The organism is Acinetobacter piscicola (genome assembly GCF_015218165.1).
In the GTDB taxonomy this organism is placed as follows: Bacteria; Pseudomonadota; Gammaproteobacteria; order Pseudomonadales; family Moraxellaceae; genus Acinetobacter; species Acinetobacter piscicola_A.
The window spans coordinates 2,611,021-2,634,346 of the sequence record NZ_CP048659.1 but is presented as its reverse complement, the minus strand read 5'-3'; the positions used below and the strand labels follow the sequence as shown (position 1 = coordinate 2,634,346).

Below are 23,326 nucleotides of genomic sequence, written 5' to 3'. Positions count from 1 at the left end.
AGGTGGAGAATGCGGACATATGGAGGCCTAACCCAAACTTTTAAGGTAAAGAAAATGGCAGATTACAACGTAAGTATGCGTGACCTTCTTCAAGCAGGCGCGCACTTTGGTCACCAAACTCGCTTCTGGAACCCAAAAATGCGTCAATACATTTTTGGTGCGCGTAACAAAATTCATATCATTAACCTTGAGCACACTGTTCCTGCGTTAAACGATGCTTTGAACTTTGTTAACAACCTAGCTAGCAAAAAGAACAAAGTATTATTCGTTGGTACTAAACGCGCTGCTTCAAACATCATCCGTGAACAAGCTCAACGCGCTGGTCAACCCTATGTAGATCACCGTTGGTTAGGTGGTATGTTGACGAACTGGAAAACACTTCGTCAGTCAATCAACCGTCTAAAAGACCTTCAAACTCAATCTACTGACGGTACTTTTGCTAAGCTGACTAAACGTGAAGCTTTAGAACGTACTCGTGAAATGGAAAAACTTGAACGTGGTCTTGGTGGTGTTAAGAACATGGGTGGTTTACCTGACGCATTGTTCATCATTGACGTTGACCACGAAGCGATTGCAATTAAAGAAGCTAAGAATCTTGGTATTCCTGTAATCGGTATCGTTGATACAAACTCTAATCCAGATAACGTAGATTTCGTTATTCCTGGTAACGATGATGCGATCCGTGCTGTAACGCTTTATGCGTCTGCTATGGCTGATGCGATTATTGCTGGTAAAGAATACGCTCAAACTCAAGCAAATGCACAAGCTAAAGGCGAAGAAGCTGCTAAAGAAGCGCCTGAGGCTTAATGCGTTTTTGACGCAGGCTTGTCATTTTTGCGACATGTAATGGTGGCAAATTAAGCGTCGAAACAGCAAAACGGCCCAGATTTCATGTTTGGGCCGTTTTTGTTAACAGAATTCAATTTTCTACCGTATTTAGGAGAACAACATGACTGCAGTTACTGCGAGCATGGTAAAAGAATTACGTGACCGTACTGGTCTTGCAATGATGGAATGCAAAAAAGCATTAACAGAAGCAGACGGTGACATCGAGTTAGCGATTGATAACCTTCGTAAATCAGGTCAAGCAAAAGCAGCTAAAAAAGCGGGCAACATTGCTGCTGATGGCGCAATCACAATTGCTCAAGAAGGCAACAAAGCACTTCTTTTAGAAGTAAACTGCCAAACTGACTTCGTTGCAAAAGACGAAAACTTTGCTGGTTTCTCTGCAAAAGTTGCTGCTGCTGCTTTAGCTGCAAACGAAACTGATGCAGCTAAAATTGCTGAATTGAAACTTGAAGATGGCCACACTGTAGAAGAAGCGCGTATTGCACTTGTTCAAAAAATCGGTGAAAACATCCAAGTTCGTCGTGCAACAATTGTTGAAGGTGAAAACCTTGCGGTTTATAAACACGGTTTACGAATCGGTGTTGTTGTGTCTTACACAGGTGATGCTGAAACTGGTAAAGGTATTGCAATGCACGTTGCTGCGTTCAACCCAGTTGCTGTAAATGCTGAAGGTGTATCTGCTGATCTTATCGCAAAAGAGAAAGAAATTGCAGAAGCAAAAGCGATTGAATCTGGTAAGCCAGCAAATATCGTTGAAAAAATGGTGACTGGTTCAGTTGAAAAATACTTGAACGAAGTTGTTCTTGAGCGTCAAATGTACGTGATTGACAATGAGAAAAAAGTTGCTGATGTATTGAAAGCAACAGGTACTACAGTTGCTCAATTCGTTCGCTTCCAAGTAGGTGAAGGTATTGAGAAAAAAGCAGAAATGAGCTTCGCTGACGAAGTTGCTGCTGCTCAAGCTGCTGCTGCACAATAATTTTACTATTTCAGTAAAATGAAGGAACCCCTCATATATTGAGGGGTTTTTTATGCATTCATGTTTGGTTTTTTAATAAAGATTCAAAGGAATAATCTTGCTGATGTGTATGATAGTAAAGTGTGACATCGCTATTGTCATAGATCATTTTGAGTATTTTTTCTAATTTAGATAAAGTTTCAAAAGTCGCCTGACTTAAAATAAAATCAATATTTTCCCCATGCTCAATCACAAGAACGCTTAAATCATGCTGAAGAATATCTGATGTAATATTATCGATTGCAATCGCATATTGTTCTTCAAAACTCAGCTCATCATCGTCAAAAAATGAAGCATCATATTCTAATTCATTCAAGTCAATTAACGCATGATCAGTATGATCTTTAAACTGTTCAATATAGGAAAATATGTCTTTTAAAATATTTGAAACATTATATCCTGATGATTTTACTATTGTTAACTTTTTAAAATTTTGTTCTAAAAGCCAACTGAAATTTGAAAATTCACAGCTCGCAATGATTTTCTCAGAACATTCATAATTAGTTTTCCAATCCATCAACCATGTGCTGCTACTGTCTTTAGGGTTTATTTCAGGAAAATCTTTAATTCTTAGTTCTGGGAAAATTTCGATGAGTATTGTTCTTAATTGTTCTTGTTCAGACATTTGGCTTTCTCATTGTTAGGGAAGTTTATATAATTCGGGTAATATTTTTTAGCATAGAATGATTGTAGATGGCAAATAAGACCAATCTAAGTATCGGCGCGGCGATCGCAGTTCTTGTTGCAGCATATTTTGGGATTGATTTAAAACAAGATCAGCAAAATCCTTCTGCTACAAGTGCTGAAAATGCGCATTTAGAATCACAAAATTTGCAAAAACCACAGCAACAAGCAGTAAATCATCAAAATTCTAGTCAAATAAATGCGACACAAAGTAGTCAAAATCGACATGGCTTAGCGGTGATTCAAAAATCTTTTGAACGCAAACTCAGCAATGTTCAAGTTCAGTCTGAGGGTAAAGTCAAAGCAGTATTGCGTGATGATCACGAGGGTTCACGGCATCAAAAATTTATTTTGACTTTAGATAACGGCTTAACCTTACTTGTTGCACATAATATTGATTTAGCACCACGATTGGAAAATTTGAAGAAAGGTGATCTTGTTGAATTTTTTGGTGAATATGAATATAGCCCGCAGGGTGGGGTGATGCATTGGACTCATCATGATCCACAAGGTCGTCATGAAGATGGTTGGCTAAAACATAATGGTCAAATTTCTCGTTAATTTACAAATGCAGTAACAATTTTTTGCTGTGATACGAGATGCTGTAAAAATAAAATGTCGTACTCAATATCTAATTTTTTTATATTATTTTGCACTTAGATGAAGACAATTGAGTCAGTATATTCTAGAACATGGAAAATCAAAAATAAGCCTGAGATTATTGCATTTTTGATCGCTTATTCGTAGTTTTTTATAAAAAACAAAGGGTAAATTCACTGGTGAAATTTCCCCCTTGTTTATTTGCGCTAAAAAGCCAGTTTTTGGCGACTTTTCCATTTTGGTAGTACTTTACTTAGATAGGCGTCCATGCACCATACAGGGCCAATGAGAAGAAACTGGAGGTCTTTAAAAAATGATGGCTTTTTACCTTCTACTTTATGACCATAAAACTGACCAACCCAAGCCAAAATAAAGACACCGATATAAAATCCTGCACCAACAGGAAGTAAGTAAATGACCCAAGCCATGACTGTCACAAGAGCAACCATTGCGACGGCTAAAACTAAATCTAAGCGAGCATAAAAAACTAATGTGAGAACAATAATTAAAGCAGTCAGTAAGGCGCTAAAATGTGCAAGGATGCCAAGAATAGAAAAGAGGATCGCAGGGACACAAACCCAATGGATCATTTTATTGGTTTTATTTTGATGACTTTCACTGTATTCATCAAACCATTCGGTAATTGATTTCATATTGCACTCCGTGCGCTAGACTTCTTTCATTTATTTTTTAGTCACAATGAAAATATAGATGAGAAAAGACAAATGGTCAAAGGTCAAATGTGCAAAGTTTTGAGTCTTTTAAGCCAATGCAATTTATACACATAAAATAAGGCACTTTAAATATGAGAATAGGTGCTAAATCATGGCGAAGTGTTTTGTTTTAGAGAGCAGGAAAGAATTGAAATGCGGAATGAAATAAAAAATGCCATTTAATTAAAAAAGCCACAGGAGATGTGGCTTTTTCCGTTAAATGGGGAGAGCAAACTTAAGAGTTTGGACCATCCACACGTTCGATACTTACACGACCCGTACCAGAGTTGGTAATACCCAGACGTTTAGCAGCACCGTAAGACAAATCAAGTACACGGTTACCATGGAAAGGACCACGGTCATTTACTTTTACGACCACACTTTTACCATTGTCTTTGTTTGTGACACGAATGTAACAGTTTAACGGTAAGCTACGATGTGCTGCTGTGAGTTGATTCATATCAAATGTATCGCCACTTGCAGTCTTACGACCATGGAATTGACGACCATACCAAGATGCAACACCTGTTTGTGAGAATTTACGAACAGTATTTGATGCAACAGCATTTAATTTATCAATGACTGAAGGCTCGTCTTCTTGCACTTGAACTTTGGCTGCGAGTGTATCACGGCGGATTTTATCGCTAGAACGTTCAGTAATTGACAAACTGTTTAAGTTTGAAAAGTGTGAATTAAAGTTCGTTGAATCTTTGTTCACAACACGTGACGCAAGGCTTGAACTATCTGAATCGTTGTTTAAGTATGATGACTGGACCATTTCTGAGTTGACTTGCGTCATACCTAAACCCATGGTCAGGGCGATCATATATTTTAGTGAAGCATGCATTGTTTAACTCCTGGGAACCTTAAAATCTATTTTTGAACACTCAAAAATAAAAACTAAAGTCTGTAAATTTACTTTTGCAACCACATTTAACGGTAGGGGATAATATTCATGCAGTAACGAATGTGTCTACTAATATTTGATGAATAGTTACAAAAAGGACAAAAACTTACGAATTTTGATTAATAAATATACGTAATTGTAACTAATTATTTAAAATGGTTGTAAAACAACCATTTTAATGGAAAAAAATCTTGACTTATTTAAGCGGGAAGAAAATTAAGCCTCAGCGATTGACAATTTCTGTGCCTAAAAGCCATAAAGCAGTCGCATACATTCTGCTTTTGTTATAGGTCGTGATGACCTGAAAATTAGGGTAAGTAATGTAATATGCAGGCCCATAACTTTCTTGTAATTGGATGACATTGACCAGATCTAAATCATCAATTTTTACAATGGGGTTCATGGGTGCGATGCCTTGATTTTTCAGGACACCATAGGGTGTTGGCTGGGTTAAATCTTTCGCAATAATGGCATCAGGATTGTTTCCTGTGTAACGTGCTTGGAATGCAATGGGTTGATTTCGTTGCCAACCTTTTTGAGCAAGATAATTTGCGATTGAACCAATGGCATCTATAGCCGAATTTCGTAGGTCAACATGACCATTGCCGTCATAGTCTACGCCATAAAGAGGAATGTTGCTGGGCATAAATTGCGGATAACCTACAGCCCCTGCATAAGAACCCACAATCGAATTGGTGGGTACGCCATCTTTATAGGACCAAGCAATTAATGCAGAAAGTTCATCTTGGAAATATTGCGCACGACGTTCATAACCAAAACCTAAAGTTGCAAGAGCATCACGCGTGATAAAAGAGCCTTTATTTGCGCCATATCCTGTTTCAACCCCTAAAATTCCCAGAATAATGGCTTGTGGAACGCCATATTGCTGTTCTGCACGATTTAGGGTGTCGGCATATTGGTTTTTAAAGCGTACACCACGTTGAATTGTACCTTCTGCTAAAAAATTGGTTTTATATTGATACCAAGGTTTACTTTCACCTGGTCTATTCATAATGTTGATAATATTGGGTAAATTTCTTGAACCATTCATTGCCCAATCGACTTGTTCACTGCTCAGACCATAGGTTTGCATTGTTTTTAATTTAAAATTGTTATAGTTCGGATCATTGGCAAAGTCATTTGCTTGACAAAAACTGGTAATAGATAATGCAGCCGCACAGAAGCCAATATTTCTTACTTTCTGAAAAAGCCCAAAATTTAACATGAAAGATAATTTCCTAATTTTCTATGGGTATAAATACGTGTAAATGTGAATGGACATCACCATACCAAAAGTCGCTGATAATGTAATGCTTTGTATGATCAAGATCATGCTAAAAACAGCATAATGAAACGACTTTTGCTAACATATCATTACCGCAGTGCTCATTTACAAATACATAAACAAAACATGACAAAGTCCATGCATCTATCAGCATATTTTTGTGAATTATGAATATACGATGATTTAAATGCTAAATTTATGAAAATTATATGAAAAATAGAGAATATTGTTTAAAATAACGACATTGATTCATGATATTTATCAAGATTCTTATTTATTGAGCGATAAAGTATGTATAAGCTCTGATTTAAAAATGTAATAGTTGAATATTTGGTAAAATATTGTATTTGTATTATGCAACAGCATAAAATTTCATACTTTCATTGAAGTTAAATCTTTTCATTGATGTGTATTGGATATGGATATTTTATTGATCGTTTAATAGAATTTATTTTGCTAATAAGTCGTCTGATCAAATGTGCATGTTATAAAAGTCAAAAAATTAAATACCAACTCAAAATTGTACTTCAATCAAAAGTTGCGCCTTGCAAAAATAGATTGAAATAAAAAAAAATCAAGAGTTTAGAGCTTAAATTTTAATTGGGGTAGAGTAATTGACGTCCCATATCTAATAGATGTTGTTGGTCAAGTTGTTGGGGATGAAAGTCCTGATCATAAAATGCGATATATTCAGGAAATAATCGTATCATCATCAAGCATAACTCACTCAAAGCTTTGATATTTTTCATGAGCTCCACGGGTCGATGCAAGCTATGTTTACGATCTTGCCACAGTAGGTCTGCAGTCATCATGGCTGTGCCACTGATAAAGCCAATACTAATGGTACGCATACTTCTACGACGCTGTGCCAAATGATTAAAAATTGTTTGATAGACATCAAAAGCCACATGTTTATGCTCAATTTCTTCAATAGCATGCCACAACCACAGCTGTTGCATATTTGCAGATAAACCTTTAAACATAACTTCAGGGTGTTTGAGCATATAACCTGCCATCAGCGCAGTAAAATGTTCTAAAGCCACGGTTGCAGCCAATTGACGGCGTTGACTGAGCGTTCTTAAACGTTGCATTTCTTTGTTTAAAGCGGCCTCATACTTTTTTAGATGATAATGTTTAGATTGCACCGCAGCATTAAATTGTTCGTGTGCTTGGGCATGATGTGCTTCTTGACCAATAAAAGCTGAAATATCGGCTTGTAGCTGCGGATCTTCAATTTGATCACGTACATTTCGTACAGTTTCAACAAAAAAGCGTTCGCCTTGTGGAAAGGTGATCGAAAGTGCAGTGAGAAAGTGTGAGATTAAGGTGGCATCAGTATAGTGATGTTGTATCGATTGGGCATTAAAGCGCGTTTTACGGATTTGAATTGCAGAACTTAAACGCTGTTGGTATTTTTGCGAGTTTTGAGCCATATTTTTAAGCATCAGTTCACCTATAACATTTTTGTTTTACTGTATATGTATGGATCGAATTCTTGATCTGTTTTAATTTGCCATGATTGTTCCATTAAGCATTGGCTATAACTTTTTATTTGTAGCAGTATTGGGTAAATTTGCTGAGCTTCTCTATATGACTGAGTTTACCTATATATAGTATAGATAAATTGGAGGCATAAAAAATGCCCTGATAAAAAGAGCATTTTTTGAGAATAGCTTAACTTTGTAAAGCAAGACTTATTGCTAAAAAGACTTAGTTAAAGAACAAAGTATCGTGATATTCCGCAACAGCTTTTAATTCATCTCGGCTGAGATTCGGGATGAGTTTATTGATAGCAATATGCACCGCTTTAGTGACAGCAGCAGCACCGATGTCAGAGGCTTTACGCTTAATCATGCCAAGGTCTAAGGTTTTATTGAAATCAATCATAAAATGACGAATTGCAGCATCAGCAAACTGTTTATACAGTTCAGCTAAAGCTTCTTTATCGACTTTATTTCCTGCTTTAATTTCAGCAAAAGTATGTTTTAAGCTCGTGACTAAACTTGCATCGAGTGTCGTACCAATATGATATGCACCTGTTGGCGCTTTGAATAAACTACGTTCAGAAAACTCAATAGACTGACGAACTACATTATTGTCGGCTTTACTTAAAAGTTGTTTAAGTAAAACAGAAACTGTAGATTTGACATAACCTGCTAATTTTTCCGCCGTATCACGCTTTTCACTAGCAGGAAAGTGCTGCACTAGTTTTACGAGCAATGCATCTATAATTTCATCGTTAATTAATAGCGCAGTTTGGTCACGTAATGGGTACAGTGGTTCATTAGAATTTTTTTTCTCAATACCAGTCTGAATGTTCTTTAAAAGTTCATCAGAAGGTACAAAACCAAAAAAGGGCATGTTAAAACCTCAATGTTTTATCTTATTGTCTCGCCAATCGGATTGGGCTTGGCATCCATGATTCATCGGACACACGGCATGGATTAATATCTAAACCACCACGGCGCGTATAAGTTGCATAGACCATCAACTTTTCAGGTTGTAAATTTTGCCAAATATCGGCAAAGATTTGCTCCACGCATTGTTCGTGAAAACCGTTGTGCTGACGATAAGAGATAATATAAGCTAAAATGCTACGATAACAAGGTTTTTTACCGCGATAACGGATAAAAATCGTTCCCCAATCAGGCTGTCCTGTCACAGGGCAATTACTTCTTAAAAGATGTGAAAATAACTGTTCTTCAACAACTTTTTCTGAATCGTCCAGTTGCAATAATGAGGCATCAGGATGATTGACTAAGCAGTCAGGTTGTTGTTCATCTAGACAAATGCCTTGTGGTTGAGCAATGTCTAATTGATCGACTTGAAACAAGGTTAAAGTGACAGGCGCTTGCGCAGCATGTGATAAGTCTTTTTCTACAGTGTCAATAAAGGCTTGTTGAGAAGCAAACTGAGTAAAGTTCATACTGTTAAAATATAACTTTAAAGACTTTGATTCGATCAAAAATTCAGAACAAGCAGGCAAGGTCATCCGACCAATTGCAACTTGAGGGATGCCATGATCATTTAACCAAGAAATTTCAAAAATATGCCACCAATCTTTGCCTTTATAGATGCCTTCTACATGTTTGTAGTTTTCACGTGCTTGGGCACGTGAAATAGGAAATAAAATATCAGGCTGATAGCTGGTTGGATAATTGGTTTCTTTACCTAAAAGAGAATGTTCAACAGTCATTATTCACGCATTCCTGAACCACGAGAAAGTAAATAGTACGCAATACCATACAGTACAGCACAGAATAATGTCACAACGATGAGTGATAAAGATACATTGACATCACTATGACCTAAAATGCCGTAACGGAACGCATTTACCATATAGACAATCGGGTTGATTAAAGAGAGATTTTGCCAAAATGGGCTTAAAGCACTAATCGAGTAGAATACACCACCTAAGTAGGTAAGGGGGGTAAGTACAAAGGTTGGAATAATTGAAATATCATCAAATGATTTGGCATATACCGCATTAATGAAACCACCTAAAGAAAATAGGAGGGACGTAATGATGACGGTATAGATTGTCACAAAAATATTATGAATGGCTAAGTCGGTAAAAAATAGGCTCATCATGGTGACAATCAAACCCACCAAGACCCCACGACAAACGCCACCAATCACATAGCCACACAGTACCATATGCAGCGGAACAGGACTCATAATGAGTTCTTCAATACTTTTTTGAAATTTTGCACTGAAAAAACTTGATGATACGTTGGCATAACTATTAGTAATCACAGCCATCATGATCAAGCCTGGTACGATAAATTGCATATAGCTGAAACCGCCCATTTGTCCAATACGAGAACCGACTAAGTTCCCGAAAATGACAAAGTACAGACTCATGGTAATCGCAGGTGGTAGTAAAGTCTGTGGCCAGATTCGCATAAAACGGCGAACTTCTTTATGTACAAGGGTAAAGAGCGCAACTTTTAATTGATTAAAATTCATTGCGCAGCTCCTTCAAGGTTTTTCTCTACCATTTTCACAAACAATTCTTCTAAACGGTTAGATTTGTTACGCATACTGCGCACACGAATGCCTTGAGCTTCTAACAGTTGGAATAAATCATTCATTGAATGTGCTTTGTCCATGGTCACTTCAAGTGTGACAGGATCAATCAAGTTAAATTTGACGCCAATAATGTCAATCTTGATCGGTTCAATGGCACTTTCTAAGTCAAAGATAAAAGATTCTTCATTGAGCTGATTTAAAAAGGCCTTCATTGAGGTGTCTTCTTTAATTACGCCTCGGTCGATGATGGCAATTTGACGGCACAACATTTCAGCTTCTTCTAGATAATGTGTAGTTAAAATAATCGCTGTGCCTTTTTCATTCATTTCAGTGAGAAAATCCCACATTGAACGGCGCAATTCGATGTCTACACCTGCTGTTGGTTCATCTAAAATCAATAATTTAGGTTCGTGCATCATAGCACGTGCAATCATTAGGCGGCGTTTCATACCGCCTGAAAGCATGCGTCCTTGGGTGTGTCTTTTTTCCCAAAGTCCCAATTTTTCTAAATATTCTTCAGCACGTTGTTGCGCAATTTTCTTTGGAATACCGTAATAACCTGCTTGTGTTACTAAAATATCAAAGGTTTTTTCGAATTGTCCAAAGTTAAATTCTTGTGGAACGACACCTAAACATTGTTTGGCTTTGGATGGGTTGGTATCTAAATCATGCCCGAAAATTTCAACTGTCCCTGAAGTTTTACGTGTAAGAGAGCTGATAATCCCAATCGTTGTTGATTTTCCTGCACCATTTGGTCCTAAGAGTGCATAAAATTCACCTTCGGGCACTGTTAAATTAATGCCTTTGAGTGCTTGAAAGCCGTTGCGATAAGTTTTAGATAAATCCCTTAACGTCAATGCATCAGTCATGAAATTCTCACATGAATTGGGGAGGGTATATTGTGAGCGAACTTGGCAAATAAACCAAGGGCATTACATGGAATTGTGCATTGCAGAAATAGAACATTGTATAAAGCTTAGACAGCAAGTCATGAGAATGGTAGATATATACTTTACCTCTGTTATTTTTTTGATATGATGTGCGCACTTCTCTTATGCGCTCTTAGCTTAACTGGATAGAGTACGGGTTTCCGAAGCCTGTGGAGTGGGTTCGAGTCCCGCAGAGCGCACCATTATAAAAAATTGCTTATTCAACTAACAATGACATGTAAATTTTATCCATAATTAAAATCACGCTAGGTCAAAATTTGATGAAGAAATTATGTTTTCTACTGTCTGCACTCACATTCTCAACACTTTCATTTGCTCAAGATTTAAGGTGTACACAGGATTATTCGAAGCTTGAACAACAAATTCAAGATGAAGTTAAAATCATCCAAACAGGCACGATTGAAGACTTGATCAAACATTATCAAGCTACAGATTATGCTCAAGTTTTTCGGGCACAGCATGGTGGACAAGTATTTGATGGTGAAGATTGGATAGATGAAAAAGCATATTTAGAAAATACAGAAGAAAGTTTTCATCTGCTCAAAGATGCTTATACTTCACAACATCTTCAGTTTCATGCCGCAAAAGCCAATTTTTTGGCAGCGTATGGTGAAGTCTGTGTGATTCCTATTTCTGCGATAGATCAGATTTACCAAGAAAAAATTTATTCGCAGTATGATGCAATTTTTGTACGAGATTTAAAAACCAATCAGTGGCGAAATTTAGTCTACAGTGGTGTGGAATTAAAAGCGGATATGGACGAGTTTTTTCCTCAATTATCGCAAAAAGTTAAACTGGCGGCTTTTACCACGGATGATGGTCAAAACTATGCGGATCTATCTGAAAAACTAGCCTATTTAATTTTTCCTAAAATCGGCATTGCCATGACCAAAGACATTGTACAAGGGGTGAAACAGGAAACAGATCCCTTAAGACAGCGTTTAAAAGAAAATGGTTTTAATTTAAAAGGTTATTTTTAAATTTGCTGTCTAAATTAAATTATATTTTATCAACTTTAAATGCAATGATTTAAAGCTTGCAAAATTATAATACTCTATAAAATGTGATTCAATGAGATTTTGATAGAGTGTTCGTGCTGAAATGTTAAGCAATCTTGCGCACTTTGCGTGGTAGATTTATATTAAAACTACAGTAGATCATTAAGATGCTACGAAGAAGTTGGACAGATCAATGACAGCTTATTGAGTTTGCAACGTTTAGTTCAGATAAGAAATAGGCACTAGCTTTCCAACATAAAAAGCTCGCAGCGATGCGAGCTTTTTTATTGCTCAGTTTTTATGACCAACGTCTTTTATGCATAATGCACTTCAACATCATAGCGGGCAAAATCATCAATGAGTTGCTGAATAAAATTTTCGGTTAAAGTTGAATTTAGATCTGCTTCGTTCATTTGATCATGTGTACTATCAAAATATTCAATTTTGAGTAATTGCCAGCTGAGTTCTTGTGGTGTTTGTTGAATATGTAATGTACGTAGTTGTAAATCATTAGATATTTGACGCGGGATGACATGGGTAATGGCAAGTTGAATTGGGGCTTTCTCTGCTGTATCTAAAAAAGTAATCACCCAATTTCCAACTTTACTCAACTGTGTTGGATTATCAAATGCTGAAAAGTGTAAGCAGTGTGTCGAATTCATAGCAATCATCCTTCTTTATCAAGCTTATAAAAGTTTCTGACTAGATTGTGGATCATGCTTAAGTGGTATAAATAGAATGATGTGTATATATAAATGCATATAAATTCTTTAAATACATGTTTTAAAAATAAATTTTAAATTTTATTGAGATGTAAAAGCTCTAGGCTAAGCGAAATCAACAATAATTTGTTAGTACACATCAAACTAAAAATGACGCATTGAGTAATTGATGGTTTGCAAATTTTTATTTAATTCTAGAGGGGAAATACGCGTTTCTTGTAAAGCTGTTAACCACTGCATTTGGCAAAGTTTTAAGGCTTGAGAATGTTCAGCATTTTCTATTTTTTGAATGAGTATTTTTGCCATCAAACCACAATTTTGGTGAAGGAGTTGAATCATCAGCTTTTTGGTTTCATAAAAATTTAATTTTGGCAAAATGATTTCATTTTCAAAGGCTAGGTTGACTTGGGCTGCTGAAGCAAGAGGGGCTTGTGAGCGTACAGGTATGTCTTTTGTTGCGGCATCTTCATGTTTTTCTTGAGGACGAACGATTTCTTTTATTTTGCGACTTTCTTGTATATGTGTTTGGTTTTGGGTTTGAATATTTTGGATTAAGCCAAGTTGCTCTAAGTGTTGCAGCATCTCTGGTGTCGCAATATTTTGTTGTAATTGTATTGTTAATTTTTGGAAATCAGGTGTGCCAATTAAAAGTAAGAGTCGTCTGAGTTTTGGGCTTAAACCGAATAAGCGTTGTTGTAAAGCCTGTATACCAAGTTCAGTTTTTATATAATGTTTCATGTTGCTCTATCCCCCGAAAAGCAAACGTTAGGATAGAGCATCAAAATGACATTCAGGTGTCATTTTGATGACAAATACTATAATTTATAACGTAATAATTGCGCTATTTTCGAGTGCTTTACGCAGATATGGATCAAGGTCATCTTGTTTTAATAACCATTTTGTATAATCCGCAGGAAGTTCAGCAATCGCTGTACCACGATGTTTACCAAAATTAATGGTACGTGGAATACGTGCATCTTCAGATGCTGCAAATAGTTGTTCAATATTTTGAATATTTAGTTGATGGATAATATGCATCAAAATATTTGCAGTCAAAATAATATCTGCATCTGCACGATGTGCACCTTTGAGCATACTACGGGCTTTGTCACTGCCTTTGCTGATCTGATAAATTAATGCAGAAATATTATGTGCTTCAGCATTTGGCCAAACTAAACGTGCCAAGGCAAGCGTGCAAATCGCTTTGATCTTTGAGGTATCTACACCGCATTTTTCAATGGCGTGAATATCGTAATCAATATTATGACCGATGATATAGGTTGTTTCGGCAGGCAGGCTAAATGTTGAAAAATCAGGTTGACCCAGTAAATCAGACTCTAAAATATGATGTACAGCCATTGAAGCATAAGAAATTTTCTCATCGCCAATACTATAAAGCTGATCAAAAATTTGCTTACGGTCTAAACTGAGTTTACCTTGTTCTATTTGAATAGGTGCATAAGCAATCTCAATGGGTAAACCATTTAATGTATGGGTTTCTGTATCAAGAATAATGGCTTGCATAACCTATTCCACATCTATAAAAGTCAATTGGCTTACTTTAACATTCAGTTTTTCTTTATGCACAGTTTATTACGGCTTGCTTGCATCATTGAGTGAAATAATACCCAAAATACGAGTGAAATATAAATCAAAATAGCCTAAGTATTTCTAGTGAAAAGTGTGAAGAAACTTTTGGGTTAAGAGCAGATAAATCAATAGAAATTTTAGCCAAACCCTGTAAAAGTTAAAAAGTGGTTAACCAATTTTTAAGAATGCTGGGTGGATCTAATTTAGACAGAAAAATTAGACTAGACTAAAGTCTAATGTGTTGCGGTTTTTAATATTCAATGTAAGAAAAATCAATAATTTATTACATGATTTGTAAGATAAGATATTTAAAAAGTAAGCATATATTGGTATGACCAATTTTTATATTTAATTTTATTATTGATCTTTTATTCTGCGATAAATTAATATTGGTTGATTCTATGGCTGTATATTAATTGTTTATTGAAAAATTGGTATGACCAATTTTAAGATTTTGTATATACATTTAGATCAATTTTAATGTTTTAGCAAGCATTTCAAGGAGATGACAATGCTTCAACAATGGCAACAGATTTATGATCCTATGGGCAACATCTGGATTTCCAGTTTGATTGCTTTGATCCCGATTATTTTCTTCTTTCTCGCACTCGCTGTGTTCCGTATGAAAGGAAGTGTTGCGGGCACAATTACAGTGGTATTGGCACTTTTAGTGTCGTTATTTGCTTATCAAATGCCCGTTGCAATGGCATTTGCATCAATGGTCTATGGCTTTTTATACGGTTTATGGCCGATTGCATGGATCATTATTGGGGCAGTATTTCTTTATAAAATTTCGGTGAAAACGGGGCAGTTCGATATTATTCGTTCTTCGATTCTGTCTATTACTGAAGATCAGCGTTTACAAATGCTGTTTGTGGGTTTTGCCTTTGGTACTTTCCTTGAAGGTGCGGCAGGTTTTGGTGCACCAGTAGCCATTACTGCAGCTTTGTTGGTTGGCTTGGGTTTTAAACCATTGTATGCCGCAGGTTTGTGCTTGATTGTCAATACAGCACCTGTGGCATTTGGTGCAATGGGGATTCCAATTATTGTGGCAGGGCAAGTTTCAGGTGTTGAAACTATGGAAATTAGCCAGATGGTGGGTCGTCAGTTGCCATTTATGGTGATTATCGTGTTGTTCTGGATCATGGCAATCATGGATGGTTGGCGTGGTGTGAGAGAAACATGGCCTGCGGTGATTGTCGGTGGTGGTTCTTTTGCTTTAGCACAATACTTGACTTCGAACTTTGTTGGTCCTGAACTGCCTGATATTACCGCAGCGATTGCAGCATTGGTTTCACTGACTATTTTATTGAAATTTTGGCAGCCAAAACATATTTTCCGTTTTGCCAATGAAGACAGCTCGATTGATGAAAATCTTGCTGCACAAAAACAGCAAAAATACAGCATTGCTCAGATTGCCAAAGCATGGTCACCATTTGCAATTTTAACTGCAATGGTGACAATCTGGAGCGTAAAACCATTTAAGGATTTATTCACCAAAGATGGCGCACTGCATGACATGGTGATTTCGATCAAAGTGCCATTCTTGCATCAAATGATTCAAAAAATGCCGCCTGTAGTCAATGAAATTAAAGACTACGATGCCATTTATAAATTTGACTGGTTGTCTGCAACAGGCACAGCGATTTTTATTGCTGCAATCATTACTATCATTTATTTAAAAATGAAGCCGAAAGATGCAGTCGTCACTTTTGCAGAAACAGTGAATGAATTGAAAATTCCAATTTATTCGATTGGGATGGTGTTGGCTTTTGCCTTTATTGCCAACTATTCAGGTATGTCTGCAACGCTTGCACTTGCACTTGCACATACAGGTCAGGCATTTACCTTCTTCTCACCATTTTTGGGATGGCTGGGCGTGTTCCTGACAGGTTCAGATACATCGGCAAATGCATTGTTTTCTGCATTGCAAGCAACGACAGCTCAACAAATTGGTGTACCTGAGGTTTTACTTGTTGCCGCCAATACCAGTGGTGGTGTGACAGGTAAAATGATTTCACCACAATCTATCGCAATTGCCTGTGCGGCAGTCGGTTTGGTGGGTAAAGAATCTGATTTGTTCCGTTTTACCGTCAAGCACAGTATTACCTTTACGGTGATGATTGGTATTATTATCACATTACAAGCCTATGTGTTCCCATGGATGATTCCATAACACGACATTGAATGTGAGCTGAGGAAAGCAGATGAAAGTCTCTGACAAGATTGTACAAAATTTAAAGTTGTTGATTGAAGACAACAATATGCAAGTCGGAGACCGTTTACCTGCGGAACGTAAGCTATGTGAACAGCTCGAGGTATCCCGTTCCTCTTTGCGTGAGGCCATTCAACAACTGACCAGTACGGGCATGCTGGTCAGCAAAGTTGGAGCGGGAACATTTTTGCAACAGCTCCCAAGTCATTGGTCACAACATCAAATTGTTGAACCTTTGAGTGGTTTGATTGATGAAGATCCAGCTTATCGTTTTGATGTACAGGAAGCTCGAATGGTTTTGGAAGGTGGCACAGCATGGTATGCCGCACAGCGTGCCACCCCACAGGATTTGGAAAATATCCGTCAGTGCTATGACCAAATTACTTATTTTCAAGCATTGGGGGATGACCATCAGGCAGCCATTGCCGATGCCAAATTTCATTTAGCCATTGCTGAAGCCTCGCATAATCTGGTGCTGATTCAGATGATGCGCAGTCTCTTTGATTTGTTGCAATACAACGTGGTTTTAGGCAGACGTAAAGTCTATACCGAAGCCAAACGTTATGATCAGTTGCGTGATCAACACTTTCAAGTGATGGATGCAATTGAACGACAGGATGCCGATGCTGCACGAGTTGCAGTCTGTGGACATATAGAATTTGTAGTACAGCAGGTACGTATGATTGATGAAGAAGAAGCTCGTCGTCAGCGTGCTAGCCGATTGAACAGGATATAAAATATGATTATTTCTTCTGCGAATGACTATCGTGAAGCCGCACGACGTCGTTTACCGCCATTCTTATTTCATTACATCGATGGTGGTGCCTATGCTGAATATACTTTAAAGCGTAATGTGGAAGATTTATCAAAGATTGCACTTAGACAGCGTGTACTCAATGACATGTCACAGCTCAGTTTAGAAACGAAGCTGTTTGATGAAACTTTGTCGATGCCTGTTGCACTCTCACCTGTGGGTTTAACAGGAATGTATGCACGTCGTGGCGAAGTCCAAGCTGCAGTGGCTGCAGATAAAAAGGGTATTCCTTTTACCTTGTCCACAGTGTCAGTTTGTCCGATTGAAGAAGTAACGCCTGCCATTAATCGTCCAATGTGGTTTCAATTGTACGTGTTACGTGATCGTGGCTTTATGAAAAATGCCTTGGAACGTGCCAAAGCGGCAGGTTGTTCCACATTGGTCTTTACCGTGGATATGCCTGTACCGGGCGCGCGATATCGTGATGCACACTCAGGTATGAGTGGTCCTAACGCTGCAATGCGCCGTTATATGCAGTCTTGTTTCCATCCACATTGGGCATGGAATGTTGGATTACTAGGTCGTCCGCATGACTTGGGTAATATTTCAAAATATTTGGGCAAACCAACAGGTTTAGAAGATTATATTGGCTGGTTGGGCAATAACTTTGATCCATCCATTTCATGGAAAGATCTTGAGTGGATTCGTGAATTCTGGGATGGTCCAATGGTGATCAAAGGGATTCTTGACCCTGAAGATGCCAAAGATGCAGTACGTTTTGGTGCAGATGGTATCGTGGTGTCGAATCATGGTGGTCGTCAGCTCGATGGTGTTTTATCTTCTGCTCGTGCGCTTCCGCCTATTGCCGATGCTGTGAAAGGTGATATTAAAATTCTTGCCGATTCGGGTATTCGCAATGGTTTGGATGTGGTGCGTATGCTGGCTTTAGGTGCAGATACCTGTATGCTTGGTCGTGCCTTTGTTTATGCGCTAGGTGCAGCAGGCGGTGAAGGTGTTTCTAATCTACTTGATTTGATTGATAAAGAAATGCGTGTGGCAATGACTTTAACAGGTGCCAACACCATTGCAGATATTACCTCTGATTGTTTGGTCAAGTTAGAGAAAGAGTTAGTAGGATAAATTTTTTTTGATTTTTCAAATATATACTACATCTTTGTATTTGATACGCGTTAAGGTCATCCGCAACTGTTCGAGGCAGGATTATTTTAAAAGAAAATGTTTCTGCGAGTTATTGGATGAAAAAGTGGTATTTAACGAGTTTTGCGGATGACAATGGTTTTGCCTACTTTTCCCGAAAGAAAAGTAGGTCGAACCGAAGGTTTATCCCTACATATAATTAATATTGAAAAGACTCCACTGTAATGAATATTCGCCTCATTTTATTGAATGAGTATTTATGAATAGGATAGGGAAAATGCAAGCCAATTTTGATTCACAACACACCATCCAAAACCTCATTAACATCGTGGGTCAACAACACGTTCTGACGAGTGATCACGACACACGCCTATACCGCCAAGGTCGTCGCTATGGTTCGGGTCAAGTGTTGGCTGTGGTGGTGCCGGGGACTTTGCTAGAACAATGGCAAGTGTTGCAGGCTGCGGTGAATGCAGATTGTATTGTGATTATGCAGGCGGCAAATACGGGTTTGACGGGCGGTTCAACGCCATTTGGTGATGACTATGATCGTGCTGTGATTTTAATGAGTACTCGTCGTTTGGCAGGTATCCAAGTGATTAATGAAGGTAAGCAAGTGATTTGCTTACCGGGTGCAACGCTGGATAAACTTGAAAAAGATTTGGCGCAGTACAACCGTGAACCACACTCGGTGATTGGTTCATCGTGTATTGGTGCATCGGTTTTGGGTGGTGTGTGTAATAACTCAGGTGGTGCATTGGTACGCCGTGGTCCTGCCTATACTGAGCTTGCACTTTATGCACGAGTGAATGAGTCGGGCGAATTGGAGTTAGTGAATCATTTGGGGGTGAATTTGGGGCAAACACCTGAAGAAATTCTGTCGAATCTTGAAAATAAAAACTATCAAACTCAAGATATTGTGAATAATTCAAATTGCTGTGCATCGGATCAGCGTTATTCACATGATGTGAAACAGGTCGATGAAAATACCCCTGCACGTTTCAATGCAGATCCGACACGTTTATTTGAAGCATCGGGTTCAGCAGGTAAAGTTTGTGTTTTTGCAGTACGTTTGGATACCTTTGAAAAAATTCCAAGCCAGGTGTTTTATGTCGGGACAAATTCACATGATGATTTGACTGAAATTCGCCGTTTCTTGCTGAAAGATTTGTTACGTCTGCCGATTGCAGGCGAATACATTCACCGTGTCGCTTATGATATTGGTGCAGAATATGGCAAAGACACGTTCATGTTCATTGAAAAATTCGGCACAGCAAAAGTGCCTGCTGCATTTGCCATGAAAGACAAAGTCGATGGTTATCTGGAAAAGCTGCATTTACGTGGTTTATCCGATAAATTTTTGCAACTGGTCACGAAATTTATGCCAAATCATTTACCAAAACGGATGAATGAATTTCGTGATTTGTATGAACATCATTTGGTGATTCGTATTGAAAATCAAGATGTAGATCAGGTCGACAATTTCCTGAAAGATTATTTCAATAATAAAGCATCGGGCAATTATTTCCGTTGTACCGATGAAGAAGGGCGTAAGGCATTTTTGCATCGTTTTGCGGTGGCAGGTGCAGCCATTCGCTACCGTGATACCCATCGTTCAGAGGTTGAAGATATTGTCGCATTGGATATTGCACTACGTCGAAATGACCGTGAATGGGTGGAAACGCTGCCAAAAGAGATGGATGAGCAAATCATTCATAAACTCTATTATGGGCATTTTTTATGTCATGTGTTTCATCAGGATTATATTGTTAAAAAAGGTGTAGATCCTTTGGCAATGGAGCATGCAATGTGGCATTTGCTTGATGATCGTGGTGCGGAATATCCTGCTGAACATAATGTCGGGCATTTATATGTGGCAAAACCTGCATTGAAAAACCACTATCAAAAACTTGATCCAACCAACAGTTTTAATGTGGGGATTGGGCAGACAAGTAAGTTAAAGTATTGGAAGTAAAAGATAATGAAAAGAATAAGGGATTTTAAAATCCCTTATTCTTGAGGGTAGATTAAAATTTAACTGCAGAAGCAATAGTTTGAGCTGCTTTAGCATTATACAAATGACACATGTTTTGTGTTGCAGCTATAACATAGTTGGCATATGCTTTTTCTTCAGCAGTTCCAGTTTTCAAATCATCTTGATAGCTTTTTAACCACTCATTCATATTGAATTCAAGACCTTTTGGTGTTAAGAACGCAGAATAATAGTTATTTTTATATAAAGCATAACCATATGGGGAATCTGAGTTTGTATTTTCTTTTAAGTAAGCAGTCGTATCCTTGAAGTTTCGTAAGGTTGTTGTCGTATCATTTTTAAATTCAAGCCAACCTTGAGCCAATTGATTTTGCTGTTCTTTATTTTTTAAATCAGCATCTAAATCTAAATATTCTTGAGTATTTGAAAATTCTTGTAGCTGTAGGCAACTTGAACCTTCAGGAAATTTTACTTTAGAAATATTGGCATATAAATCCAATAAGTAGTGTTTAACTGGGTATTTATCAGTTAAATTCCGAGTGATTGCATAGTAATCCGCAGGTGATAACACTTCTAAAAGATTTTTACCACTTAAATTTAAAGTTGTGTATTTCTGTGTATATTGTAGTCCTTTAGAACCAATACTTGAGTATGGGCTTAAAGTCCATTGTGTATTTGAAGCTTGAATGGTACCTGAGTAATGTCCTAATTGAGCATCTACAGGGGCATTAACTTCATCATAGAGACCATCACTTGTTACAGTTATACCTTTATACGAATGATAAGAAGGATCTGTACTGGTTTCTTTTGAATAAGCTTTACCATCTTTAACTGTTAAAACTTCTTTATCAATGAAATAGCCATCTTTCTGATCGGTATAAAAATCATAAGAAGTCCATTGCTGATTACTCGTATTTCCAGAGGTTTGGCCATTGCCAGATGATGGTTGTGATGAATTATTTGAGCTAGATCCTCCTCCACAAGCAGTTAACATAATTGATGATAAGATTGTAAAAGATAATAGTTTTATTTTCATATATTTCTCAATTTTTTGATTTTAGTTGGTGAGTAAAAATCACTCAGGTTTATCTTATTCAAAATGTAAAAAAATACAATTACTCTTAAAATTATTTTTTTTGAATTTTGGACGAAATAAATCCCAAAACAAATGCACTGACAAAAAATACAATCGCTGAATACAGTAGAGAGTGACTGCTAAAATAAACGGCTAGAGTTGCTAAAACGACAATGGCAGTACATAGCCAAATTGCTAAACTTGAAGATCGCGTATCTTGTGTTGTCATGGAAGTAAAACTTTCTGAATTTTCAAAGGGATCGATCTGATTTTTAAGGTCTGATTCTAATACGATTGTTGGAGTTTCACCATAAAAAAAGTAAGACTGATCTTCAAAACGGGCAAAATCTTCACGCTGAAATTCTGCGAAATCTGAGTTTTGTGCTGTATTTGATTGATAATTTTCAAGTTGTTGTAAGGGATGCAGTAAAAATTCAGCATCATCAGGATCTAAAGGCAAGCCACTGGTTCTAAGCAAAATATACTGAGGAAAATGCTGTTCGATCATTGCTTGAAAATCTGCAAAATAGCCTAAATGCTCTGCACCAAAAATTTCAAGAAAAACCGATTTTTGCTGTGCTAAATTAACTAAAGCCTGCTGCTGATCAATGACTAAATAGGCATAGTGTTCATCAGCATATTCCTGTTGATATTCTTCGAAATCATTTTGGTGATGAATATCGTTAAAATCTAAATCTTCAATATATTTTGCCCAATGAAGATTGTCCTGTTTAAACAGCATGAACCATAAAATTGGAATAAAAGCATTTGCTTCAAGTTCAAAAGAAGCAGTCTGAAAAAAATCTTGCCATTGATTTTGGCTGCCTAAAGGCATATGACTAAAGCTTGAACTGGTTAAAAATACAGGATGGCTCATGATCTTGGATGCTCTATTTTTAAGTTTTATGATGATGTGATTTAGCCTAGCCTAACTTTATGATAACAATTGTTGTAAAGCTGTAGGGTTCCGTATACAAGAATCAGTTTTATTTTTGGTGGTGTTTCAAAAAGTATGCTGAAACAAAGCAGGTTGAATTTTGATAAAATAGAGAAATGCGAATAACTCTAGAAATCAAATGTCCAACCTGCCTCAGTGACAGTATAAAGAAAAATGGCATCAAAGTAGATGGGAAACAAAACTATCAGTGCAAAGACTGTAAACGTCAGTTTATTGGTGACCATGCTCTGAGCTATCTAGGATGTCATTCAGGCATTACTCGAAAAATATTACAGTTGATGGTCAGAGGTAGTGGTATACGAGATATCGCTGAAGTTGAGCGAATCAGTATCGGTAAAGTTTTACGTACTTTAACCGAATCGACCTACCAAATTCAGCCTAAACAAAGTCATTATGAGTCTCTTGAAGTTGATGAGTTTTGGACTTTTGTGGGAAATAAAAATAATAAACAATGGCTTATTTACGCCTACCATCGAGAAACAGGTGAGATTGTTGCTTATGTTTGGGGTAAAAGAGACTTAGCTACAGTTCAACGATTGAAGGCAAAGCTTAAACAATTAGGTATTCACTACACCCGAATTGCAAGTGATCATTGGGACAGTTTCATAACTGCTTTTAAAAACTGCAAGCAAAGTATTGGTAAATTTTTTACTGTAGGTATTGAAGGTAATAATTGCAAAATAAGGCATCGAATTAGGCGCGGTTTTAGAAGGAGTTGTAATTTTTCAAAAAAGATTGAAAACCATTTTAAAGCTTTCGACTTAACCTTTTTTTACATCAATAATGGCTTCATTTAATGTCAGCATACTTTTTGAAACACCACCT

At 37.3% G+C, this 23,326-nt stretch carries 23 protein-coding genes and 1 tRNA gene; 10 read left to right on the top strand and 14 right to left on the bottom strand.

The window, feature by feature from the left end; genetic code table 11:
* The first annotated feature begins 54 nt into the window (after window positions 1–54).
* Both rpsB and tsf read left to right on the top strand, forming a co-directional pair.
* Entirely contained in the window at window positions 55–807 is a 753-nt protein-coding gene (gene rpsB, locus G0028_RS12930) for a 30S ribosomal protein S2 (RefSeq protein ID WP_130074762.1), read from the top strand.
* Window positions 808–949: 142 nt separating this feature from the next.
* The gene (gene tsf, locus G0028_RS12925) at window positions 950–1,828 is read left to right on the top strand and encodes a translation elongation factor Ts (protein ID WP_130074763.1); all 879 of its coding nucleotides are present in this window, start codon (window positions 950–952) and stop codon (window positions 1,826–1,828) included.
* A 58-nt stretch (window positions 1,829–1,886) separates the two neighbouring features.
* Here tsf and G0028_RS12920 read toward each other — a convergent pair whose 3' ends face one another.
* Window positions 1,887–2,492, bottom strand: a complete 606-nt coding sequence (locus G0028_RS12920; protein WP_180045606.1) for a hypothetical protein — start codon at window positions 2,490–2,492, stop codon at window positions 1,887–1,889.
* Window positions 2,493–2,560: 68 nt separating this feature from the next.
* Here G0028_RS12920 and G0028_RS12915 point away from each other — a divergent pair, with 68 nt between their 5' ends.
* Window positions 2,561–3,112, top strand: coding sequence for a DUF3465 domain-containing protein (locus tag G0028_RS12915; RefSeq protein ID WP_180045607.1), 552 nt, complete (start codon window positions 2,561–2,563; stop codon window positions 3,110–3,112).
* 245 nt (window positions 3,113–3,357) lie between these two features.
* Here the strand turns inward: G0028_RS12915 and G0028_RS12910 are convergent, their stop codons facing one another.
* The 8 genes from G0028_RS12910 to G0028_RS12875 all read right to left on the bottom strand — a co-directional run bounded on the left by G0028_RS12910 (window position 3,358) and on the right by G0028_RS12875 (window position 10,957).
* Window positions 3,358–3,804, bottom strand: coding sequence for a DUF962 domain-containing protein (locus G0028_RS12910; RefSeq protein ID WP_180045608.1), 447 nt, complete (start codon window positions 3,802–3,804; stop codon window positions 3,358–3,360).
* Between the two features lie 295 nt (window positions 3,805–4,099).
* On the bottom strand, window positions 4,100–4,711 hold the full coding sequence (locus G0028_RS12905; protein ID WP_130074767.1) for a septal ring lytic transglycosylase RlpA family protein: 612 nt from the start codon (window positions 4,709–4,711) through the stop codon (window positions 4,100–4,102).
* A 283-nt stretch (window positions 4,712–4,994) separates the two neighbouring features.
* Complete coding sequence (gene mltB, locus G0028_RS12900; RefSeq protein ID WP_174492300.1) at window positions 4,995–5,996, bottom strand: lytic murein transglycosylase B; 1,002 nt, start codon at window positions 5,994–5,996, stop codon at window positions 4,995–4,997.
* Between the two features lie 656 nt (window positions 5,997–6,652).
* Window positions 6,653–7,501, bottom strand: a complete 849-nt coding sequence (locus G0028_RS12895) for a metal-dependent hydrolase (RefSeq protein ID WP_373687876.1) — start codon at window positions 7,499–7,501, stop codon at window positions 6,653–6,655.
* 265 nt (window positions 7,502–7,766) lie between these two features.
* Window positions 7,767–8,417 (bottom strand): hypothetical protein, encoded by a 651-nt coding sequence (locus tag G0028_RS12890; RefSeq protein WP_130074769.1) that lies wholly within the window; start codon window positions 8,415–8,417, stop codon window positions 7,767–7,769.
* A 22-nt stretch (window positions 8,418–8,439) separates the two neighbouring features.
* Complete coding sequence (gene queF / locus G0028_RS12885) at window positions 8,440–9,252, bottom strand: NADPH-dependent 7-cyano-7-deazaguanine reductase QueF (protein WP_130074770.1); 813 nt, start codon at window positions 9,250–9,252, stop codon at window positions 8,440–8,442.
* On the bottom strand, window positions 9,252–10,025 hold the full coding sequence (locus G0028_RS12880; RefSeq protein ID WP_130074771.1) for an ABC transporter permease: 774 nt from the start codon (window positions 10,023–10,025) through the stop codon (window positions 9,252–9,254). The genes queF and G0028_RS12880 overlap by 1 nt, the downstream gene beginning before the upstream one ends.
* Window positions 10,022–10,957 carry an ABC transporter ATP-binding protein gene (locus G0028_RS12875; protein ID WP_130074772.1) on the bottom strand — a complete coding sequence of 312 codons (936 nt, stop codon included), beginning with the start codon at window positions 10,955–10,957 and terminating at the stop codon, window positions 10,022–10,024. Before G0028_RS12875 ends, G0028_RS12880 begins: the two co-directional genes overlap by 4 nt.
* A gap of 187 nt (window positions 10,958–11,144) precedes the next feature.
* Between G0028_RS12875 and G0028_RS12870 the strand changes: the two genes are divergently transcribed.
* Window positions 11,145–11,220, top strand: a tRNA-Arg gene (locus G0028_RS12870).
* 78 nt (window positions 11,221–11,298) lie between these two features.
* On the top strand, window positions 11,299–12,018 hold the full coding sequence (locus tag G0028_RS12865; protein WP_180045609.1) for a hypothetical protein: 720 nt from the start codon (window positions 11,299–11,301) through the stop codon (window positions 12,016–12,018).
* A gap of 332 nt (window positions 12,019–12,350) precedes the next feature.
* Here the strand turns inward: G0028_RS12865 and G0028_RS12860 are convergent, their stop codons facing one another.
* From G0028_RS12860 to G0028_RS12850, 3 genes are all read right to left on the bottom strand, one after another.
* Window positions 12,351–12,698, bottom strand: coding sequence for a hypothetical protein (locus G0028_RS12860; RefSeq protein WP_180045610.1), 348 nt, complete (start codon window positions 12,696–12,698; stop codon window positions 12,351–12,353).
* 204 nt (window positions 12,699–12,902) lie between these two features.
* Window positions 12,903–13,496, bottom strand: coding sequence for a hypothetical protein (locus G0028_RS12855; RefSeq protein WP_180045611.1), 594 nt, complete (start codon window positions 13,494–13,496; stop codon window positions 12,903–12,905).
* Window positions 13,497–13,580: 84 nt separating this feature from the next.
* Complete coding sequence (locus G0028_RS12850; RefSeq protein WP_130074776.1) at window positions 13,581–14,282, bottom strand: PolC-type DNA polymerase III; 702 nt, start codon at window positions 14,280–14,282, stop codon at window positions 13,581–13,583.
* Between the two features lie 571 nt (window positions 14,283–14,853).
* On the opposite strand from G0028_RS12850, the gene lldP reads away from it, so the two are divergent.
* From lldP to dld, 4 genes are all read left to right on the top strand, one after another.
* Window positions 14,854–16,524, top strand: a complete 1,671-nt coding sequence (lldP, locus tag G0028_RS12845; RefSeq protein ID WP_171457501.1) for an L-lactate permease — start codon at window positions 14,854–14,856, stop codon at window positions 16,522–16,524.
* 31 nt (window positions 16,525–16,555) lie between these two features.
* Entirely contained in the window at window positions 16,556–17,299 is a 744-nt protein-coding gene (lldR, locus tag G0028_RS12840) for a transcriptional regulator LldR (RefSeq protein ID WP_130074778.1), read from the top strand.
* A 3-nt stretch (window positions 17,300–17,302) separates the two neighbouring features.
* On the top strand, window positions 17,303–18,457 hold the full coding sequence (gene lldD, locus G0028_RS12835) for an FMN-dependent L-lactate dehydrogenase LldD (protein ID WP_130074779.1): 1,155 nt from the start codon (window positions 17,303–17,305) through the stop codon (window positions 18,455–18,457).
* 295 nt (window positions 18,458–18,752) lie between these two features.
* Complete coding sequence (dld, locus tag G0028_RS12830) at window positions 18,753–20,450, top strand: D-lactate dehydrogenase (protein WP_180045612.1); 1,698 nt, start codon at window positions 18,753–18,755, stop codon at window positions 20,448–20,450.
* A gap of 52 nt (window positions 20,451–20,502) precedes the next feature.
* Here the strand turns inward: dld and G0028_RS12825 are convergent, their stop codons facing one another.
* Both G0028_RS12825 and G0028_RS12820 read right to left on the bottom strand, forming a co-directional pair.
* Complete coding sequence (locus G0028_RS12825; RefSeq protein WP_180045613.1) at window positions 20,503–21,504, bottom strand: hypothetical protein; 1,002 nt, start codon at window positions 21,502–21,504, stop codon at window positions 20,503–20,505.
* A gap of 91 nt (window positions 21,505–21,595) precedes the next feature.
* Complete coding sequence (locus G0028_RS12820; protein ID WP_180045614.1) at window positions 21,596–22,420, bottom strand: hypothetical protein; 825 nt, start codon at window positions 22,418–22,420, stop codon at window positions 21,596–21,598.
* A 176-nt stretch (window positions 22,421–22,596) separates the two neighbouring features.
* Here G0028_RS12820 and G0028_RS12815 point away from each other — a divergent pair, with 176 nt between their 5' ends.
* Window positions 22,597–23,298: an IS1-like element ISPa14 family transposase gene (locus tag G0028_RS12815; protein ID WP_015586042.1), complete on the top strand. Its 702-nt coding sequence runs from the start codon at window positions 22,597–22,599 to the stop codon at window positions 23,296–23,298.
* Window positions 23,299–23,326: the final 28 nt, after the last annotated feature.

What these genes read in the sequence shown, in the direction of transcription:
- rpsB (WP_130074762.1), top strand. Translation starts at nt 55, where the DNA reads ATGGCAGATTACAACGTAAGTATGCGTGACCTTCTTCAAGCAGGCGCG.
- lldP (WP_171457501.1), top strand. Translation starts at nt 14,854, where the DNA reads ATGACAATGCTTCAACAATGGCAACAGATTTATGATCCTATGGGCAAC.
- tsf (WP_130074763.1), top strand. Translation starts at nt 950, where the DNA reads ATGACTGCAGTTACTGCGAGCATGGTAAAAGAATTACGTGACCGTACT.
- G0028_RS12880 (WP_130074771.1), bottom strand. Translation starts at nt 10,025, where the DNA reads ATGAATTTTAATCAATTAAAAGTTGCGCTCTTTACCCTTGTACATAAA.
- dld (WP_180045612.1), top strand. Translation starts at nt 18,753, where the DNA reads ATGCAAGCCAATTTTGATTCACAACACACCATCCAAAACCTCATTAAC.
- G0028_RS12895 (WP_373687876.1), bottom strand. Translation starts at nt 7,501, where the DNA reads ATGCTTAAAAATATGGCTCAAAACTCGCAAAAATACCAACAGCGTTTA.
- lldD (WP_130074779.1), top strand. Translation starts at nt 17,303, where the DNA reads ATGATTATTTCTTCTGCGAATGACTATCGTGAAGCCGCACGACGTCGT.
- G0028_RS12905 (WP_130074767.1), bottom strand. Translation starts at nt 4,711, where the DNA reads ATGCATGCTTCACTAAAATATATGATCGCCCTGACCATGGGTTTAGGT.
- mltB (WP_174492300.1), bottom strand. Translation starts at nt 5,996, where the DNA reads ATGTTAAATTTTGGGCTTTTTCAGAAAGTAAGAAATATTGGCTTCTGT.
- G0028_RS12915 (WP_180045607.1), top strand. Translation starts at nt 2,561, where the DNA reads ATGGCAAATAAGACCAATCTAAGTATCGGCGCGGCGATCGCAGTTCTT.
- lldR (WP_130074778.1), top strand. Translation starts at nt 16,556, where the DNA reads ATGAAAGTCTCTGACAAGATTGTACAAAATTTAAAGTTGTTGATTGAA.
- G0028_RS12875 (WP_130074772.1), bottom strand. Translation starts at nt 10,957, where the DNA reads ATGACTGATGCATTGACGTTAAGGGATTTATCTAAAACTTATCGCAAC.
- G0028_RS12920 (WP_180045606.1), bottom strand. Translation starts at nt 2,492, where the DNA reads ATGTCTGAACAAGAACAATTAAGAACAATACTCATCGAAATTTTCCCA.
- G0028_RS12820 (WP_180045614.1), bottom strand. Translation starts at nt 22,420, where the DNA reads ATGAGCCATCCTGTATTTTTAACCAGTTCAAGCTTTAGTCATATGCCT.
- queF (WP_130074770.1), bottom strand. Translation starts at nt 9,252, where the DNA reads ATGACTGTTGAACATTCTCTTTTAGGTAAAGAAACCAATTATCCAACC.
- G0028_RS12910 (WP_180045608.1), bottom strand. Translation starts at nt 3,804, where the DNA reads ATGAAATCAATTACCGAATGGTTTGATGAATACAGTGAAAGTCATCAA.
- G0028_RS12855 (WP_180045611.1), bottom strand. Translation starts at nt 13,496, where the DNA reads ATGAAACATTATATAAAAACTGAACTTGGTATACAGGCTTTACAACAA.
- G0028_RS12825 (WP_180045613.1), bottom strand. Translation starts at nt 21,504, where the DNA reads ATGAAAATAAAACTATTATCTTTTACAATCTTATCATCAATTATGTTA.
- G0028_RS12860 (WP_180045610.1), bottom strand. Translation starts at nt 12,698, where the DNA reads ATGAATTCGACACACTGCTTACACTTTTCAGCATTTGATAATCCAACA.
- G0028_RS12850 (WP_130074776.1), bottom strand. Translation starts at nt 14,282, where the DNA reads ATGCAAGCCATTATTCTTGATACAGAAACCCATACATTAAATGGTTTA.
- G0028_RS12865 (WP_180045609.1), top strand. Translation starts at nt 11,299, where the DNA reads ATGAAGAAATTATGTTTTCTACTGTCTGCACTCACATTCTCAACACTT.
- G0028_RS12890 (WP_130074769.1), bottom strand. Translation starts at nt 8,417, where the DNA reads ATGCCCTTTTTTGGTTTTGTACCTTCTGATGAACTTTTAAAGAACATT.
- G0028_RS12815 (WP_015586042.1), top strand. Translation starts at nt 22,597, where the DNA reads ATGCGAATAACTCTAGAAATCAAATGTCCAACCTGCCTCAGTGACAGT.